This is a genomic window from Streptomyces ovatisporus (genome assembly GCF_042653885.1).
Classification (GTDB): Bacteria; Actinomycetota; Actinomycetes; order Streptomycetales; family Streptomycetaceae; genus Streptomyces; species Streptomyces ovatisporus.
On the sequence record NZ_JBHSFH010000014.1, the window covers coordinates 94,959 to 110,736 of the forward strand.

Here is a 15,778-nt window from a genome sequence, read left to right on the forward strand (position 1 = left end):
TATGAACCGGATGCACCTATTCCGACTGGTTCGGCCGTGAACGCGCTCATCGCCGCGGTGCTGCTGGCACTGCTCTCGGCCGTCTGCTACGCCACTGCGGCCATCGTCCAGGAACGCATCGCCGCGACGACGCCGCCCAGCCGGTTCGGGCTGCTGCGTTCGGCCCGGTGGTGGGGGGCCGTCGCCCTGAACGGCCTGGGGGCGCTGCTGCACGTGGGCGCTCTGGGCCTGGGGCCTCTCTCCTTGGTGCAGCCGCTGGGCGTACTGACTCTCGTCCTCGCGCCACCGCTGGCAGCCGTCATGGTCCACCGGCCCGTGAGCCGCGTCGCGTGGCGCGGCATCGCCCTCGTATCGGCGGGGCTCGCCGTGCTCCTCGTACTCACCAGTTCGACGCCGTCCCGTGCGCTCGCCGGGGGCGAGCAGCTGACGCTCACGGTCGCCGTGGCCTGCGCGCTCGCACTGCTCGTGGCAAGCGCCGCGACCGTCGGGCGCCGTGCCCGGCTGATGCGTACCGTCTCGCTCGCGACGGCGGCGGGCGTCGCCTACGGAGCAGCCTCGGTCTTCATCAAGACCGTGGCGGACAGCTGGAGCGCCTCGTCCCTGCTGGTCCTCGCGCCGCTGATGGGCCTGATCGCCGTGCTCGCCGCAACCGGGCTCGCGTCCTCGCAGGCCTCCTACCGGGGCGGCGGGCTGGCCACGCCACTGGCGACGACCACGGTCGTCAATCCGGCCTTCGCTGCCGCTGTGGGCATCGTGCTGCTCGGCGAGGGATTCCGGTTCGGCGCTCTGGGAGCTGCGGGCGCCGTCCTCGCGGCCTGCGTCGCCGCCTGGGGGCTCGTCGTACTGTCCGCCGACCACGCGGCGCGCACCCGTGGGCGGCGCACTCCCGCTCCGTCCGCACCCGTGCGGGGGCCCGGCCCGGTGGTGATCCACCCGCCCGGCAGGCTCTCCCGCGTCCTCCACACGGCGGCCGCGCACGGACATCTGGGCCTCCATCCGCGGCGTGCGCGGATCGGCGCGCACCCGCCCGGACCGCGGGTGCCCGGCTCGCGGCGCTGACCCCGGCACTGCTGCGGAGCCGGCACGAGCGTCTATCCGTGCCGCTCCTGCCATTCGCCGAACGGGACGCGGGCGATCTCGCGGATCTCCCCGACGGAGGCCCACTCGTTCCTGCCCATGCGGGTCAGGGGGCGCATCCTGCCGGCCTCGGGGTGGCCGTCGACGAGGACGTCGTCGGAGACGCAGGCGTGTACGACGCGGCCGAAGACGACAGTGGAGTCACCCAGCCGGACCGTGCTGTGCAGTACGCATTCCAGGGCCGCCGGCGAGGCGGCCACTCTCGGAGGCTTCACCCGCAGGCTGGCCTCCCGCTCCACGCCGACCGCGTCGAACTCGCCCGTCCCGCGGGGGAAGTCGGTGGCCGTGGCGTTGATCTGCCCGAACAGCTGCTCGGGTGCGAGGTTCACCACGAACTCACCGGTGTCCTCGATGTTGCGCAGGGAGTCCTTGCGGCCGACCGAGGAGAACTGCACGACGGGCGGTGACACGCACGCGACGTTGAAGAAGGAGTGCGGTGCGAGGTTGTCGGTGCCGTCCGGTGTGGTGCTGGAGATCCAGGCGATCGGGCGGGGTACGACCAGTGCGGTCAGCAGCCTGTAGAAGTCGTCCCGGGGAAGGCTCCCGGGGTCGAAGTCGGTGCGCATACGGACAAGTATCCACGCCCGCAGGCCGGCTTCCGCCAAGCGCCCCGGCAGCGGGGTGAAGTGCCGTGCTCAGGCGCGGAGTTCGCCCTCCAGCAGCCCCATGGTGAACATGTCGTACCACTCGCCGTCGCGCCGGAAGACCTGCCGCAGGCGCCCCTCCTCGACGAACCCGACCTTCCTGTAGACGTGATGGGCCGAGTGGTTCTCGGTGACGACAGTCAGCGAGATCTTGTGCAGACGCATCTTGCCGAACCCGTAGCGGCAGACCGTGCGCACCGCGTCGGTGGCGTGGCCGCGCCCCCAGTACTCCTTCTCGCCGAGGTAGATGTCGAGTTCGGCGCATCCCCGCTCGGGCTCGGCGTCGCGCAGCCGTACGAGACCGATCAGCTCGGCGTCGTCGAGGACCTCGATGCCGAAGAGGACGTCCCCGTAGGCGTTGGGCGGACGTCCCTCCAGGCGTGTACGGACCTGCGCCAGGGACTGCGGATGGCCGTCCTTCATCCAGCGCATGACGTCCGGGTCCTGATTCCAGCGCCACAGCCGCTCCGCCTCGGAAGGCTCCAGGGCCCGCAGACCGATGCGTTCTCCGGGAACCATGCCGGGGTGCCTCCCCTATGTCTGACGAAACCTCGCGAACCACCGAGAAGTAGCACCGGCCGATTGCACGCTCAACTGAATAAAAACGGGGGGTGGTTGGCGTGACACTCGGGGCCTCGGGCCGCGCGGGCGCCGCCGGGGGACGTCCGCCGCTCCCGGTGCCCACCGGACTCCGGCCGTGCGCCCGGCACTTGGAACCGGGGTTTCCTCTTCACCACTCGATCTTCACTTCTTCTTCACGCAGGTCTGTGACGTGCGATCTCTCACTGCCCGCCGGGCCGAATGTCGCAATTCAGCGGAACACGAGGAACAGGCAGCAGATCCTTCCCGTCGTGATTGGCGGGGAAGACAGGAAACAAGTGGAAAACCCCTGACAACAAGTTCTTTGCCTGCCAGGGCTGTTAGTTCGCCATTCTCTGCGCGTAAGCGAACGCCGCACCTATACACGAGAGAGACGACCGACAACCGCGGACCGATCGGATCCGGCCAATGTTCCCGTCACAAGGAGGCCCGGCCTGTGAAGACGCAGTGAGCAGTGGATCCATGACAAATGGTTCAGAACGGCGGTGCGGTGACGGGGGCGTCCGGAAAGGCCGACGTGATTCCCCGCCACATCGCCCCCGGCCGCCGACCCCGCCACGACCGGGTGTTTCCCCATGCCCGGACGCCCGGAAACCAAGCCCCGGGGTACCCCGGTGAAACTCCCCCGGCCCGTCAGGAGCACTGCCGCTGCGGCAAATTCCCGCCACGTGACCGCAACGCGCACCGGCGTCAACGACAAGCCCCTCCGGGCATTCGGCAGGGTTTCGTGCGCAGTTGAGCGGCATCATGCGCAGTGGGGGACCGGGGGGCCGGACTGTCAACCAAGAGTGGTGACGCATGCGAATACGGCTACTGCCCAGCGGACCTGAGAAAAAGGCGACACAGTTCACAGGGGGATTACTGAATCTTTCCGGCTCACTCGCGTTCCGGGCTGGCTACACTCACGCCCCATGCGATCCATGAACGACAGCCGTCGGAGGCGTGAAGACCAGAATCACCCGATATTCATTGCCAGTTCAGGTAGGCGTAGGAGACTCGTGCGCTACGCGGCAGTGACCATCGGGTGTGCCTGCACCGGGTATCTCGCCATCTTCGCAGTTGTGTTCGGAGGTCTGCAGGAATCCACCGGCGAGAACCCGCCGCGCATGGACGAGCCGCTGCCCAGCAGTTCCTCCCAGGACGACTCGGACGTGCCCGCGGGAGCCCAGTTCCCCGCGCGCTCGGAGTCGCCCGGAGCGAACCCCTCGCCCAAGTCCTCGACGGACCAGGGCCGTAACCCCTCACAGCCCCCGACCGCACCCGCCACCTCCCCGGCCCGTCCCGGCGGCGCGAGCAGGTGAGCCGTCACGCGCTGCGCCGGGACCCACGGGGGCACTGGCTGCTGCTGCTGCTCTTTCTCCCCGTGGTCATCGCCGCGCTCGTCTTCGAGGGCTGGACGAACCACGAGGTCGACTCCGCGCGCAACAAGCGCCCGTGCACGACGCCCATGCCCAGGGCGGCGGACACCGGCGACCCGATACTCCGCCTGAACGACGGCACCGTACAGACCGCCTCCATGCCGCCCCGCACGGCCGCACTCACCTTCAACGGCGGCCCCGACCCCGTATGGACGCCGCGGGTACTGGATCTGCTGCGCAAGCACCGCGCGCAGGCCACCTTCTTCATCTACGGCTCCCAGGCGACACGCCACCCCGAACTGGTGCGCCGCATCCGCGCCGAGGGCCATGAGATCGGTTCGTACACCTACACCGGCGGCGACCTGGGCTCGGCCTCGCCTGTGCGCTCGAGCGTGGAGCTGTCGCTGACGCAGACGGCGCTGGCCGGCTCGGCGGGAGTCAACACGGGGCTGCTGAGGCTGCCGCACACCACCGCGGCGGACACGCTCTGCGGTGAATCCTGGGACGCCGCTGTGCGCAGCGCGGAGCAGGGTTATCTGATCGTCGCGGCGGACCGCAAGTCCCGGAAACCGTCGCAGGGCGTGGTGCGCCAGTACAGCAATTCGGATCTCGGTTATCACGAGGCTGAGCAATTGCTGCGGAACCGGAACGTGGAGAGGTTCACGACCGTCACAGACGGGCTGGGACGGCCCTCCCCCACCACGACCGTCTCCGCCGCCGAGCGGCTCCGGGGCGAGGGCCTGATCTGGGCGAGGATGCTCGGCGCCTTCTTCACCAGCGCGATGGCGTGGGCCCTCGTGGCCGCGGGAGGACTGAGCCTGCTGAGGCTCATCCTGCTGCTGATGTTCGCGCGGATGCACCTGCGGCGTCTGCAGAGGTTCCGGCCGGGTTCGCCCTGGCTGAGGGAGGTGAACGAACCGGTGACGGTGCTGGTACCCGCCCACAACGAGGAGGCGGGCATCGAGTCGACGGTGCGTTCACTGCTCGCGTCCACGCATCCCTACATCCAGGTCATCGTCATCGACGACGGCTCGACCGACGCCACCGCCGAGATCGCCGAACGCATCCGGGACCCCCGTGTCCTCGTCGTACGGCAGGGCAACACCGGCAAGCCCGGTGCTCTCAACACCGGTCTGGCGCACGCGAGAACCAACATCGTGGTGATGGTCGACGCGGACACCGTCTTCGAGCCGGAGGCACTGCACCAGCTCGTCCAGCCGCTCGCCCACCCCGCGATCGGCGCGGTCAGCGGGAACACGAAGGTCGGCAACCGGCAGAAGCTGCTGGGCAAGTGGCAGCACCTGGAGTACGTCTTCGGCTTCAACCTCGACCGGCGCATGTTCGAGGTGCTGGAGTGCATGCCGACGGTCCCGGGAGCGATCGGTGCCTTCCGCCGCGACGCCCTGCTGGGCATCGGCGGCGTCAGCGACGACACCCTGGCCGAGGACACCGACCTGACGATGGCCCTGTGGCGTGCGGGATGGCGCGTCGTCTACGAGGAGACGGCCATCGCGTGGACCGAAGTGCCCGAAAGTCTCAGCCAGTTGTGGCGGCAGCGCTACCGCTGGTGCTACGGCACGCTGCAGTCCATGTGGAAGCACCGGCGCGCAGCGCTCGAGGTGGGACCGGCAGGGCGCTTCGGACGCCGTGGCCTGAGCTACCTCACGCTCTTCCAGATCGCCCTGCCCTTCGCCGCGCCCGTCGTCGACGTGTTCTTCCTGTACGGGCTCTTCTTCCGGCACCCCCTGGAGGCGCTGGGCGTCTGGCTGGGCTTCCTGCTCATGCAGATGGTGACGGCCGCGTATGCGCTGCGGCTCGACCGGGAGCCCATGCGTGAGCTGTGGGCGTTGCCACTGCAGCTGTTCGTCTACCGTCAGCTGCTCTATTTCGTGATCATCCAGTCCGTGGTGACCGCGCTGCTGGGCAACCGGCTGAAGTGGCAGCGCATGCGCCGCTCGGGCACCGCCGACCAGCATCTGCTGAGCGAACCCGTCAAGCAGCGGAGTCTGTCGTCGAAGTGACCGAGAGCGCGAGAGAAGCGAAGTGACCGGAACGAAGTGAGCGAGGGGAGAGTCGGGCCATGAAGGACCCACACGACCAGTGGGCCGAAGGTGGCCGCGGCGGTGCGCGGGCCGGATCGCGGAAGGGTCGTACCGCCCCGCGTTCCGGGGGCCGGCGCAGGCGCGACGCCTTCGACACGGGGGAGTACGCGGTGGGCGACCCCGTGAACGTGGTGAGCCCCACCCGGCCCGGAGGACCCGTCACCTATCCGCCGAGGCCAGGAGAGGACCGGCAGGGTCCGAAGCCGCCCACCGGCGAGGTCATCCAGGGCGAGGCGGTCGCACGGCGCACCACGCCCCTGCCCGCCCAGGAGTCTCCGGCCGCCGCGGGCCGGCCGGGAGGGGTTCCGCACGGTGTCCAGGGTCCCGGAGCGGTCCAGCCCCACCAGCCGGGCGCCGTCCAGCCCGGTTTCCAGCCCGGCGCCGTCCAGCCCGGCGGCCCCGGCAGCCCGGCCTTCCCGCCCGGAGGGGGCGGCCCCGTGGGTCCGGGCGGCTTCTCCTCGCGCTTCGGTCCGGAGGCGCCCCGCGCCGGCCGTCCGCGGCGCCGGCGCCCGCTGCGGCGTGCCGCGGTCGTCCTGCTCGTGACGGTCCTGGCCGGCTCCGTGGGGACGTACGCATGGGCGGAGACGAAGCTCCAGCGCAACGTCGACCTCGACAAGTTCGACTCCCGCCCCCCGGCCGGCAAGGGCACCAACTACCTCATCGTCGGCTCCGACAGCCGTGAGGGGCTCTCCGAGGAGGACAGGAAGAGGCTCAACACCGGCGTCTTCGGCGGCCGCCGCACCGACTCGATGATCCTGCTGCACAAGGGCGCGAACGGCACGACGATGGTCAGCTTCCCGCGCGACTCGTGGGTGACCCTCCCCGGGTACACCCACCCCTCGACGGGCAAGACCTCCGGGCCTGTGGAGAACAAGCTCAACGCGGCGTTCTCACAAGGCGGTCCGGAGCTGCTGATCAGCACCATCGAGCAGAACACGGGTCTGCGGATCGACCACTACGCGGAGATCGGGTTCGCCGGCTTCGTGAACATCGTCGATGCCGTGGGCGGTGTCCCGATGTGCGTCGACCGGAACATCAAGGACAAGGACTCGGGCGCCAATCTGCGGAAGGGCTGCCAGAACCTCGACGGCGCCGAGGCGCTCGCCTTCGTACGCCAGCGCAAGCAGGAGGCGCAGGGAGACCTCGGCCGGACGCAGAATCAGCAGAAGTTCCTCTCGGCACTCGCCAAGAAGGCTGCCGACCCGGACACGGCCCTCGACCCGGGCGCCGTGTATCCCGCGGTGAGCGCCGGGCTCGACACGCTGGTCGTCGACCAGGGCATGAGCCTGAAGGAACTGACCACCATGCTGCGGTCGGTGCAGGGCATCTCGGGCGGCGGCGGCAAGCGGATCAACGTCCCGACCACCGGACCGATCCGCACGTCCAAGGGCGACGCGGTGGCATGGAACACGGCACAGGCCGAGAAGCTCTTCGGTCAGCTGAAGCGGGATCAGAAGGTGACGATCAACCAGCGGTAGGCCCGGCCCGGCGCCTCTCGGGCAACACACGTCACACTCGTCCCGGCCCAGGCCGAACCGGCGGTCCCCAAGTCCGCCCTGGTGAAGCCGCCGGGGCGGGGTGCCGGATACGGTGCTGCCATGCGGAACGGGGCGTCGAACGGGCACAGCGGGCAGGACCGAGTGGCGGAACGCGGCTACGGGTTGCTCGTGGCCGCCACCCCGCCGGGCAGGTATCCCGCGATCGACGCGACCGAGGCGCTTCCCGCGCTGGCGGCGACACCGCCCGCCGTACTGCTCGGCACGGCGACGGGCAGCGTCGTCCAGCTCGCCGACCCCGGAGACCCGCACACCGTTCTCTCGCACCTGCGTACGGCAGCGGCCCATGACGGCCCGCTGCTGGTCTACCTCGCCGGGCAGCTCATGCTCGACTCCCGTCAGAAGCTGCCGCATCTGGCATTGACCAAGTCGACGCCGCGGTCGGTGCGTTACACAGGTCTGCCCTGGCACTGGCTGGCTGCCGAATTCGCCCACCGCGCCCCCGGGCTCACCACCGTCGTGGCGGATCTCGTCTCCGACGACGCAATGTGGCAGCGCGGCGCACACCATCACCTGGGCAACGGCCTTGCTCTCTACGGGACGTTGACCCCGCCGCCGGCCAAACGGCGGACGGCCGCGCCGGAGTACAGCCGTGCGCTCGCGGCGATCCTGCGCGGGAGCACGGCCCGTCCGCCTCTGGAGACGCTGCATCAGCACGTCGTGCAGAGCGGGCAACTCACGGGGCTCACCCGGGTGTTGCTCGGCGGCGGGCTGCCGGTCCAGCGGCCCTCCCGTCACGTCTCTCCCCCGGCTCCGGTGCCGGTCGCTGCCGTGCACACCACATCGGTGCCCGCCGCCTCGGCGCCCGTCGAACCCGTATCCGCCCCGTCCGTGCCCGCCGCACCCGCCGCACCTCCGGTGCAGGCCCCCACGAGGCCCGCGGACCCGCACGGCGCCGTCTACCAGGCGGTCCGGGAGGGGCGGCACCGGGAGGCGGCGACGATCGCGGCGGCGTGGGAGACCGCCGCCCTTCGCGAGGGCGGGCCCCATTCGCCGAAGGCGATCCACTGGGTCGAAGTACGTGCCGACCTCGCCCACCAGGCAGGCGACGCGTCCCGCGCCTGCACGCTGTGGCTGCAGGCCGCCTCCGTCCGGCTGCAGAGCGGCCAGGACCCCGACGCCGAGGACGTCTTCGGCGCGGTCGACCGTGCGCACCACTGCTGGCACCAGGTCGGCGACCCCGGGCAGGCCCGCCAGCTCGGTCTCCAGCTGGCGCAGCTGAGGGAGCGTGCACCGGGGCGCAGGCCGGGAGCGCTGCGCGACGTACGGAACCGGCTGACCTCCCTGGGTGACGGGCGGTAGTGCCCGGCCGACGGGTGAGGGGCACGGTAAGCGGACACGGCGGCCGCGGTTCAGTGCGAGTGCCGCGGCACCTGGTCGCCGCTGCCGCCCGTCAGGAAGTCCAGGTCCGCCCCGCGGTCGGCCTGCATGACGTGTTCCGTGTAGAGCTTCTCCCAGCCCCGCCGGCGGCCCTCGGTACCGGCGCTGTCCCCGGCGGCTCGCAACTCCTCGGCGCGTGCCGCGAGTTCGCCTTCGTCCACACAGAGGTCGAGCCGCCGCGCGGGCACGTCCAGTTCGATGACGTCCCCGGTGCGTACGAGCGCCAGCGGTCCGCCGACCGCCGACTCGGGCGCGACGTGCAGCACGCACGTGCCGTACCCGGTGCCGCTCATGCGGGCGTCGCTGATGCGCACGACGTCCTCGACTCCCGCCTCCAGCAGGGACTTCGGCACAGGTACGTTGCCCACCTCGGGGAAGCCCGGGTACCCCTTGGGCCCGGCGTTGCGCACGACGATGACGGTGGAGGGGTCGACGGGCAGACCCGGGTCGTCCACGACCGCGTTGTAGTCCTCGATGCGGTCGAAGACGAGTGCTTTCCCGCGGTGCCGCAGCAGGTTCTCGTCCGCTGCCGAGACCTTGATGACGGCTCCGTCGGGGCAGAGCGTGCCGTGCAGTACGGCGGTTCCTGCTCCGGGCGGCATGAAGGGTTCGGACATCGTCCCGATGACCTCGCGGTTGTAGCACTCCGCGTCCGCGATCTCCGCGCCGATGGACCGCCCCGTGACGGTGATCGCCTCGCCGTGGATGAGTTCGCCCAGTTCGCGCATGACGACGGGAAGACCGCCCGCGTAGTAGAAGTCCTCCATGAGGAAGCGGCCGGAGGGCATCATGTCGGCCAGCACCGGCACCTCGGCCGTCAGCCGGTCGAAGTCGGCCAGCTGCAGCGGCACGTCCACCCGTCCGGCCAGCGCCAGCAGATGCACGACCGCGTTGGTGGAGCCGCCGAGAGCGGCGTTGACGCGGATCGCGTTCTCGAAGGCCTCGCGGGTGAGGACACGGGAGGGCCGCAGGTCCTGCTCCACGAGCTGTACGGCCTGCCTGCCGGACGCCTGTGCCAGCGCGTAACGCCGCGCGTCGACAGCGGGGATGGCCGCACCGCCCGACATCTGCATGCCCAGTCCCTCCGCGATGCAGGCCATGGTCGAGGCGGTGCCCATCGTCATGCAGTGGCCCCGGCTCCGGGACATGCAGCCTTCGGCTTCGCGCAGGTCCGCGGCGGTCAGCTTCCCCGCCCGCATCTCCTCGCTGAGCTTCCACACCGCTGTGCCCGAACCGATGTCGCGTCCACGGAACTTGCCGTTGAGCATCGGGCCGCCGGTGACCATCAGCGCGGGGATGTCGACGCTGGCGGCGCCCATGAGCATGGCCGGCGTGGTCTTGTCGCAGCCGGAGAGCAGTACGACGCCGTCGAGGGGGTTGGCCCGCAGGGTCTCCTCCACCTCCATGGCCATCAGGTTGCGGAAGAGCATCGTGGTGGGACGCATCAGCGTCTCGCCCAGCGACATGACGGGGAACTCCAGCGGCAGGCCCCCCGCCTCCCACACCCCCCGCTTGACGGCTTCGGCGACGTCCCTCAAGTGCGCGTTGCACGGAGTGAGTTCGGACCAGCTGTTGCCGATGCCGATGACCGGCCGCCCGTCGAAGACTTCCGGGCCGAACCCCTGGTTGCGCATCCAGGACCGGTGGATGAAGCCGTTGCGTCCCTCTGCTGCGAACCATGCGGCACTGCGCCGGCCGGTGGCCTCGTGGTTGCTCATGCTCACTCCCTGTACGGTCTCGCTGCTTGGCGGCCCGACCTGTCCCCTCCTGACCTGACGTGACCCGGGAAGCGATCTTGCTGGGCGCGCCGCCGCCCGGTCAACGGTCCTGCTGCGTCTGTCTGTGCAGCGAGGGCGGGGCGTCGTCCTCGTCCGTCCCCCAGTCCGACGGCTCGCCGGCCAGCTCGAAGTGCAGGTCGCGTCCGCGCCGTATGTCGTCCGTGCTGATCCACGTACGGGAACTGTCCGAGACGCCGAGCGAGGCGGAGCGTACGTAGCGGCTGCCGTCCTCCATGCCGTCCGCGCTGACGGTGAAGCCGCCCTCCGGGTACCACCGGCGGTCCAGGGTCAGTTCGACACGGTCGAAGGCGGGCGTGTTCAGGCCCCAGGTGTCCGTGCCCGGCGAGACCGGGAAGACGCCCATGGAGGAGAGCACCATCCACGACGACATGGTGCCCAGGTCGTCGTTGCCGGTGACGCCGCCGGGGGTGTCGTCGAAGAGGCAGAGCGCCGCGTCGACGACGTCCGTGGTCTTCCACGGCGAGCCCGTGGAGAGGTAGGTGTACGGGGCGATGAGGTCGTGCTCGTTGTGCGGGTTGTACTTGTCCGAGTCGTAGTAGTCGTACGGGCCGTGCACCCACGTACCGCGGGCCGTACCCTCCGGGTCCCCGGCCAGGTCCTCGTGGGCGAAGAAGGAGTCCAGACGCTTCTCCGTGGCCTCCCGTCCTCCCATCAGCGACATCAGGCCGGGTATGTCGTGCGGCACCGACCACTGGTACTGCCACGACGTGCCCTCCTGGAACCCCTTGCTGCGGGCGGGGTCGCTGGGCCCCGTGAAGTCCCCCTCGGGAGTGCGGGCCCGGGGGAAGCCCGTGTCCGGGTCGAAGGTTCTCCGGTAGTTGCGGGAGCGCTCGGCGTACCGCTCGGCGTCCTCGTCGTGGCCGAGGTCGCGCGCCATGGCGGCGAGGGACGCGTCGGCCGCGGCGTATTCGAGGGTGGCCGAGGCGCTGTGGCGCCAGTCGGGGCTGCCGGGCTTGCGCCGCGGCTTGTCCGGTATATGAGGTATGTAACCGTCCTTGATGTACTCCTTGTTGGCCATCCGGCCGAGATGAGGAGAATCGTCCGGCGGCACCTCGTCGGCGTTCTTCTTCAGCGCGCGGTAGGCCCTCTCCTCTTCCTCCCCCTTCAGCAGTCCCTGCTGGTAGGCGTTGGCCAGGAAGGGGGTGACGGGGTCCCCCGTCATGATGTTCGTCTCCGTGGTGCCGTAGCCCCATCTGGGCAGCCAGCCGCCCTGGTCCTCCACGTCGAGCACGGAGAGCGCCATGTCGCGGGACTCGCGCGGTGCGACAAGGGTGAGCAGCTGTGCCTGCGTGCGGAAGGTGTCCCAGAGTGACCAGTTCTGGTAGTAGGTGTGCCCTTTCGAGCGGTGGATCCTCTGATCCCATCCGCGGTAGCGGCGGTCGGCGTCCTCACCGATGTTGGGGTGGAGCAGCGACCGGTAGAGGGAGGAGTAGAAGACGCGGCGCCTCTCCGGACTGCCTCCCGTGACCTTCACCCGGCCGAGGCGCTCCCGCCAGTCGGACCGGGCCTTCCGGCGCGTCTCGTCGAAGGAACGGCCGCCTTCCGCGGCGAGGTTGCGGGCCGCGCCCTCGGCGTCGACGTACGACAGAGCGGTCACCGCTTCGACGTCCCGGTCGCCGTCCCTGGTGTCGAAGCGCGCGTAGGCACCGCGCCGCCCGCTCCCCTGCGAGGACCGGCTCCCCTCGGTGACCTTCTCCCCGTCCCACGTCCCGTAGGAGTCGAAGGGACGGTCGAAGCGGGTCACCGCCCACACGGTGTACGGCTCGGTTCCCTGGCAGAAGCCGCTGCCGGTCACGGCGGTGGCGACCGTCCGCTCGTCCAGTACGCGCACCGAGCTGTCGGAGACCTCGTGCAGGGCCTGCCCGGAGTTGAGCATCACGTTGGCCTTGCCGGTCTCCGGGAAGGTGTAGCGCTGGTGGCCGGTGTGCCGGGCGGCCGTCAGCTCGGCCTTCGTACCGCCGTAGTCGTCGAGCGTCACCTCGTACGAGCCGGGTGAGGCGCTCTCCTTCCCGTGCCGGAAGGAGGAGGCGTACTCCGCGTTGTCGGTGGTGGTGACGTCGCCGGTCGTCGGCATCACGGGCAGGTCGCCGCCCAGCTTGCAGCCCACGCCGGAGAGGTGGACCGAGGAGAAGCCCCGGATGCGGTCGTGGTCCCAGTCGTAGCCGGTGCTGGAGCCGGTGTCCGGCGAGAGCTGCACCTTGCCGAAGGGGACGGCGGCACCGGGGAAGGTGTTCCCCTCGTTCCGGGTGCCGATGAAGGGATTGACGAGGCTCACAGGGTCCGTGGCGGGCTTTCCGTCCGAACCCGCCCCTACGCTGCACGGAGCGGTGTGCGGTGACACGCCCACCAGTCCCGCGCACAGGGCGGCACCGGCCAGACCCAGCAGGGTCCGGATGCGTTTCACTCGTACCACAGGGCCTCCGAGGCCGGGACATCGTTGTCGGGCGGCCAGGGTTCGCCACGGGACCTGCACCTGTCTATGCCCCAGGTCACAACATGTCCGTACGATTGCCGCGGTGCATGCGCACCCGACCACCGGGGAAACCCTCCGCACAGTCGGCGCTCCTGTGAAGGAGCGAGAGAAGCGGTGACGGGAAACGGAGGCTGCGGATGGCCGCAGGGCGAGTACCGGGGCGGCTTGCGGCACCCGAATCCCGGGGGGTGCGCGCCGTGCTCACCGTCGTGGCGGGGGCGTTGCCCGCGCTCGCCTTCCCCGCACCCGCGCTGTGGTGGCTGGCCTGGGTGGCGCTGGTGCCGTGGGTGCTGCTGGTCCGTTCGGCCGCCTCCGGACGTCAGGCGGCGGTGAGCGGCTGGCTCGGCGGCGTGGGCTTCATGCTGGCGGTGCACCACTGGCTGCTGCCGAGCCTGCACGTCTTCTTTCTCCTCCTGGCCGCTCTGCTGGCCCTGTTCTGGGCGCCCTGGGGGTGGCTGGTACGGCGGCTGCTGCACGGACGTCCGGGACCCGGGCGGCTCGCGGCTGCGGTCGGCCTGGTGCCCAGCGGATGGCTGATGATCGAACTGGTCCGCTCCTGGGAGTACTTGGGGGGACCCTGGGGGCTGCTCGGTGCGAGCCAGTGGCAGGTGGCACCGATGCTGCGGCTCGCGTCCGTGGGTGGCGTGTGGCTGGTCACCTTCGTCCTGGTGGCCGTCAACACCGCGCTGGCCGCGCTCGTGGCCATGACCGCCGGCCGCGGCGTCCCGGGACCCGGTCGCAGATCAACCGGCGTACGCACGGCGGAGGTTCCGGCCGCGGAGACGTCCGGCCCGGCTCCGGGAGGCGGCGCGGTGGCTCCGGCGGCCGTGGGCGCCCTGGCGGCGCTCGCGGTGACCGCCGGCGCCGTCGCCGCAGCATGGGCCTGGGCTCCGGTGCCGCGTCCCGACGGCGAACTGCGCATCGCGGTCGTGCAGCCCGGTGTCGTCGTCGGCCAGCGTGCACGGCTGGAGCGCAGCGCGGAGTTGACGCGCCGGCTCGCCGGCCGGGACGCCGACCTCGTGGTGTGGGGGGAGAGCAGCGTCAGCTACGACCTGAGCGCGCACCGGAAGGTACGCGATCAACTGGCCGCCCTCTCCTCGGAGGTCGGCGCGAAGATCCTCGTCAACGTGGACGCCCGGCGCTCCGACCGTCCGGGCATCTTCAAGAGCTCGGTCCTGATGGGGCCGGACGGACCCGTCGGCGAGCGGTACGACAAGACGCGTCTCGTGCCCTTCGGCGAGTACGTCCCCGCCCGTTCGCTGCTGGGCTGGGCGACCTCGGTGGGCCGCGCCGCCGACGAGGACCGGCTGCGCGGGGACGGTCCGGTGGTGATGGAGGCGGCGGGGGTGAAGTTCGGGCCGCTCGTCTGCTTCGAGACCGCCTTCCCGGACATGAGCCGTCAACTGGTCGGCCAGGATGCCCAGTTGCTCATCGCACAGTCCTCCACCTCGACGTTCCAGCACAGTTGGGCCCCGGCCCAGCACGCTTCCCTCGCCGCGCTCAGAGCGGCGGAGGCGGGACGTCCGATGGTGCACGCCACTCTCACGGGCCGCACCGCGGTGAACGGTCCGCGCGGCGAGCCCGTCGGCGAGTGGCTGGGCACGGAACGCAGCACCGCGGAGATCTACGACGTTCCGCTGGCCACGGGCGAGACCCTTTACGTGCGCCTGGGCGACTGGGCGGTGTACGCGGCCGGGGCCGGGCTGGTCCTCTTCGCCGGTGCCGAGGGCCTCCGGTCGATGCGCGGCCGGCGGCGGAGCCCCCGGGGGCGCGCCGACGGCCCGCTCACAGAGCGGTCTTGACCACTCGTTCGCACAACTCGTGTGTCCGCAGGGCGTCTTGCGCGGACAGCACCTCCCCTTCGCGTACGGCGTCCAGGAAGCGCAGCACGATCTGCTCGACGCCGCGCTGCCGCGCCACAGGCACCCAGTCCCCCCGGCGCCGCAGGCTGGGCTGCCCCTTGTGGTCGACGACTTCGGCGATGTTGCGCACCTCGCGCTTGGTCTCCTGACCGGAGACCTCGAGGATCTCCTCGGCAGATCCGGACAGCCGGTTCATGACTCCGACGGCGGTGAAGCCGTCGCCGGACAGTTGCAGCACCACGTGGTGCATCAGCCCGCCCCGTACCCGCGTCCGCACGTCGATGTGGTCGACGGTGCCCGGCACGAGGAAGCGCAGCGTGTCGACGACGTGGATGAAGTCGTCGTAGACCATGCGGCGCGGCTCTTCCGGCAGTCCCAGACGGTGCTTCTGCAGCAGGATCAGGTCACGCGGGTGTTCGAGGCACTGGGTGTAGGCGGGCGCGTAGCGGCGGTTGAATCCGACGGCGAGGCTGACGCCGCGGTCCTCCGCGAGGCCGACGAGGCGTTCCGCGTCCTCGAGCCGGTACGCGAGCGGCTTGTCGACATAGGTGGCGACCCCGGCCTCCAGCAGCCGCGTGACGATCCCGGGGTGCGCTGCGGTGGCGGCGTGCACGAAGGCGGCGTCGGGCCGGGCCGCGAGCAGATCCTCCACCTCGGTGTGGCGGTGTTCGGCGGGGATGCGGTGGGCCGCACCGAGACGTTCGAGGGTGGCGGTCGTGCGGGTGACCAGATGCGGTTCCAGGCCCGGTTGGGAGGCGAGAAGGGGCAGGTACGCCTTCTGCGCGATGTCGCCGAGACCGATCACGCCGATCTTCACGGTGGGGCTCCTCACTTCGGTGGGGACGGTGCCACCGTACTGTCACGCAG

At 70.7% G+C, this 15,778-nt stretch carries 11 protein-coding genes; 6 read left to right on the top strand and 5 right to left on the bottom strand.

The window, feature by feature from the left end; all coding sequences use genetic code 11:
• Positions 1 to 36 precede the first annotated feature (36 nt).
• Positions 37 to 1,059, top strand: a complete 1,023-nt coding sequence (locus ACFPA8_RS23830) for a DMT family transporter (RefSeq protein ID WP_386451677.1) — start codon at positions 37 to 39, stop codon at positions 1,057 to 1,059.
• A 32-nt stretch (positions 1,060 to 1,091) separates the two neighbouring features.
• On the opposite strand, the gene ACFPA8_RS23835 is transcribed toward ACFPA8_RS23830, so the two are convergent.
• Positions 1,092 to 1,703 carry a flavin reductase family protein gene (locus ACFPA8_RS23835; RefSeq protein ID WP_386451679.1) on the bottom strand — a complete coding sequence of 204 codons (612 nt, stop codon included), beginning with the start codon at positions 1,701 to 1,703 and terminating at the stop codon, positions 1,092 to 1,094.
• 69 nt (positions 1,704 to 1,772) lie between these two features.
• The gene (locus ACFPA8_RS23840) at positions 1,773 to 2,300 is read right to left on the bottom strand and encodes a GNAT family N-acetyltransferase (protein WP_386451681.1); all 528 of its coding nucleotides are present in this window, start codon (positions 2,298 to 2,300) and stop codon (positions 1,773 to 1,775) included.
• A 1,079-nt stretch (positions 2,301 to 3,379) separates the two neighbouring features.
• Between ACFPA8_RS23840 and ACFPA8_RS23845 the strand changes: the two genes are divergently transcribed.
• The 4 genes from ACFPA8_RS23845 to ACFPA8_RS23860 all read left to right on the top strand — a co-directional run bounded on the left by ACFPA8_RS23845 (position 3,380) and on the right by ACFPA8_RS23860 (position 8,699).
• Positions 3,380 to 3,682, top strand: a complete 303-nt coding sequence (locus tag ACFPA8_RS23845) for a hypothetical protein (RefSeq protein ID WP_386451682.1) — start codon at positions 3,380 to 3,382, stop codon at positions 3,680 to 3,682.
• On the top strand, positions 3,679 to 5,760 hold the full coding sequence (locus ACFPA8_RS23850; RefSeq protein WP_386451684.1) for a bifunctional polysaccharide deacetylase/glycosyltransferase family 2 protein: 2,082 nt from the start codon (positions 3,679 to 3,681) through the stop codon (positions 5,758 to 5,760). The genes ACFPA8_RS23845 and ACFPA8_RS23850 overlap by 4 nt, the downstream gene beginning before the upstream one ends.
• A 59-nt stretch (positions 5,761 to 5,819) precedes the next feature.
• Positions 5,820 to 7,319: an LCP family protein gene (locus ACFPA8_RS23855; protein ID WP_386451686.1), complete on the top strand. Its 1,500-nt coding sequence runs from the start codon at positions 5,820 to 5,822 to the stop codon at positions 7,317 to 7,319.
• Between the two features lie 120 nt (positions 7,320 to 7,439).
• Complete coding sequence (locus tag ACFPA8_RS23860; RefSeq protein WP_386451688.1) at positions 7,440 to 8,699, top strand: hypothetical protein; 1,260 nt, start codon at positions 7,440 to 7,442, stop codon at positions 8,697 to 8,699.
• Between the two features lie 50 nt (positions 8,700 to 8,749).
• Here ACFPA8_RS23860 and ACFPA8_RS23865 read toward each other — a convergent pair whose 3' ends face one another.
• Together ACFPA8_RS23865 and ACFPA8_RS23870 are read right to left on the bottom strand one after the other, a co-directional pair.
• Positions 8,750 to 10,495 carry an IlvD/Edd family dehydratase gene (locus tag ACFPA8_RS23865; RefSeq protein WP_386451690.1) on the bottom strand — a complete coding sequence of 582 codons (1,746 nt, stop codon included), beginning with the start codon at positions 10,493 to 10,495 and terminating at the stop codon, positions 8,750 to 8,752.
• Between the two features lie 100 nt (positions 10,496 to 10,595).
• Positions 10,596 to 12,980, bottom strand: coding sequence for a GH92 family glycosyl hydrolase (locus ACFPA8_RS23870; protein WP_386451692.1), 2,385 nt, complete (start codon positions 12,978 to 12,980; stop codon positions 10,596 to 10,598).
• 206 nt (positions 12,981 to 13,186) lie between these two features.
• Between ACFPA8_RS23870 and lnt the strand changes: the two genes are divergently transcribed.
• Positions 13,187 to 14,851, top strand: a complete 1,665-nt coding sequence (lnt, locus tag ACFPA8_RS23875; RefSeq protein WP_386451693.1) for an apolipoprotein N-acyltransferase — start codon at positions 13,187 to 13,189, stop codon at positions 14,849 to 14,851.
• Here the strand turns inward: lnt and ACFPA8_RS23880 are convergent.
• Entirely contained in the window at positions 14,835 to 15,728 is an 894-nt protein-coding gene (locus ACFPA8_RS23880) for a Gfo/Idh/MocA family protein (RefSeq protein ID WP_386451695.1), read from the bottom strand. The two genes, lnt and ACFPA8_RS23880, sit on opposite strands and share 17 nt — an antisense overlap.
• Positions 15,729 to 15,778 lie beyond the last annotated feature (50 nt).

Excerpts from the sequence above, each read along its gene's own strand:
- ACFPA8_RS23835 (WP_386451679.1), bottom strand. The coding sequence starts at position 1,703 with ATGCGCACCGACTTCGACCCCGGGAGCCTTCCCCGGGACGACTTCTAC.
- ACFPA8_RS23840 (WP_386451681.1), bottom strand. The coding sequence starts at position 2,300 with ATGGTTCCCGGAGAACGCATCGGTCTGCGGGCCCTGGAGCCTTCCGAG.
- ACFPA8_RS23855 (WP_386451686.1), top strand. The coding sequence starts at position 5,820 with ATGAAGGACCCACACGACCAGTGGGCCGAAGGTGGCCGCGGCGGTGCG.
- ACFPA8_RS23860 (WP_386451688.1), top strand. The coding sequence starts at position 7,440 with ATGCGGAACGGGGCGTCGAACGGGCACAGCGGGCAGGACCGAGTGGCG.
- ACFPA8_RS23865 (WP_386451690.1), bottom strand. The coding sequence starts at position 10,495 with ATGAGCAACCACGAGGCCACCGGCCGGCGCAGTGCCGCATGGTTCGCA.
- lnt (WP_386451693.1), top strand. The coding sequence starts at position 13,187 with ATGGCCGCAGGGCGAGTACCGGGGCGGCTTGCGGCACCCGAATCCCGG.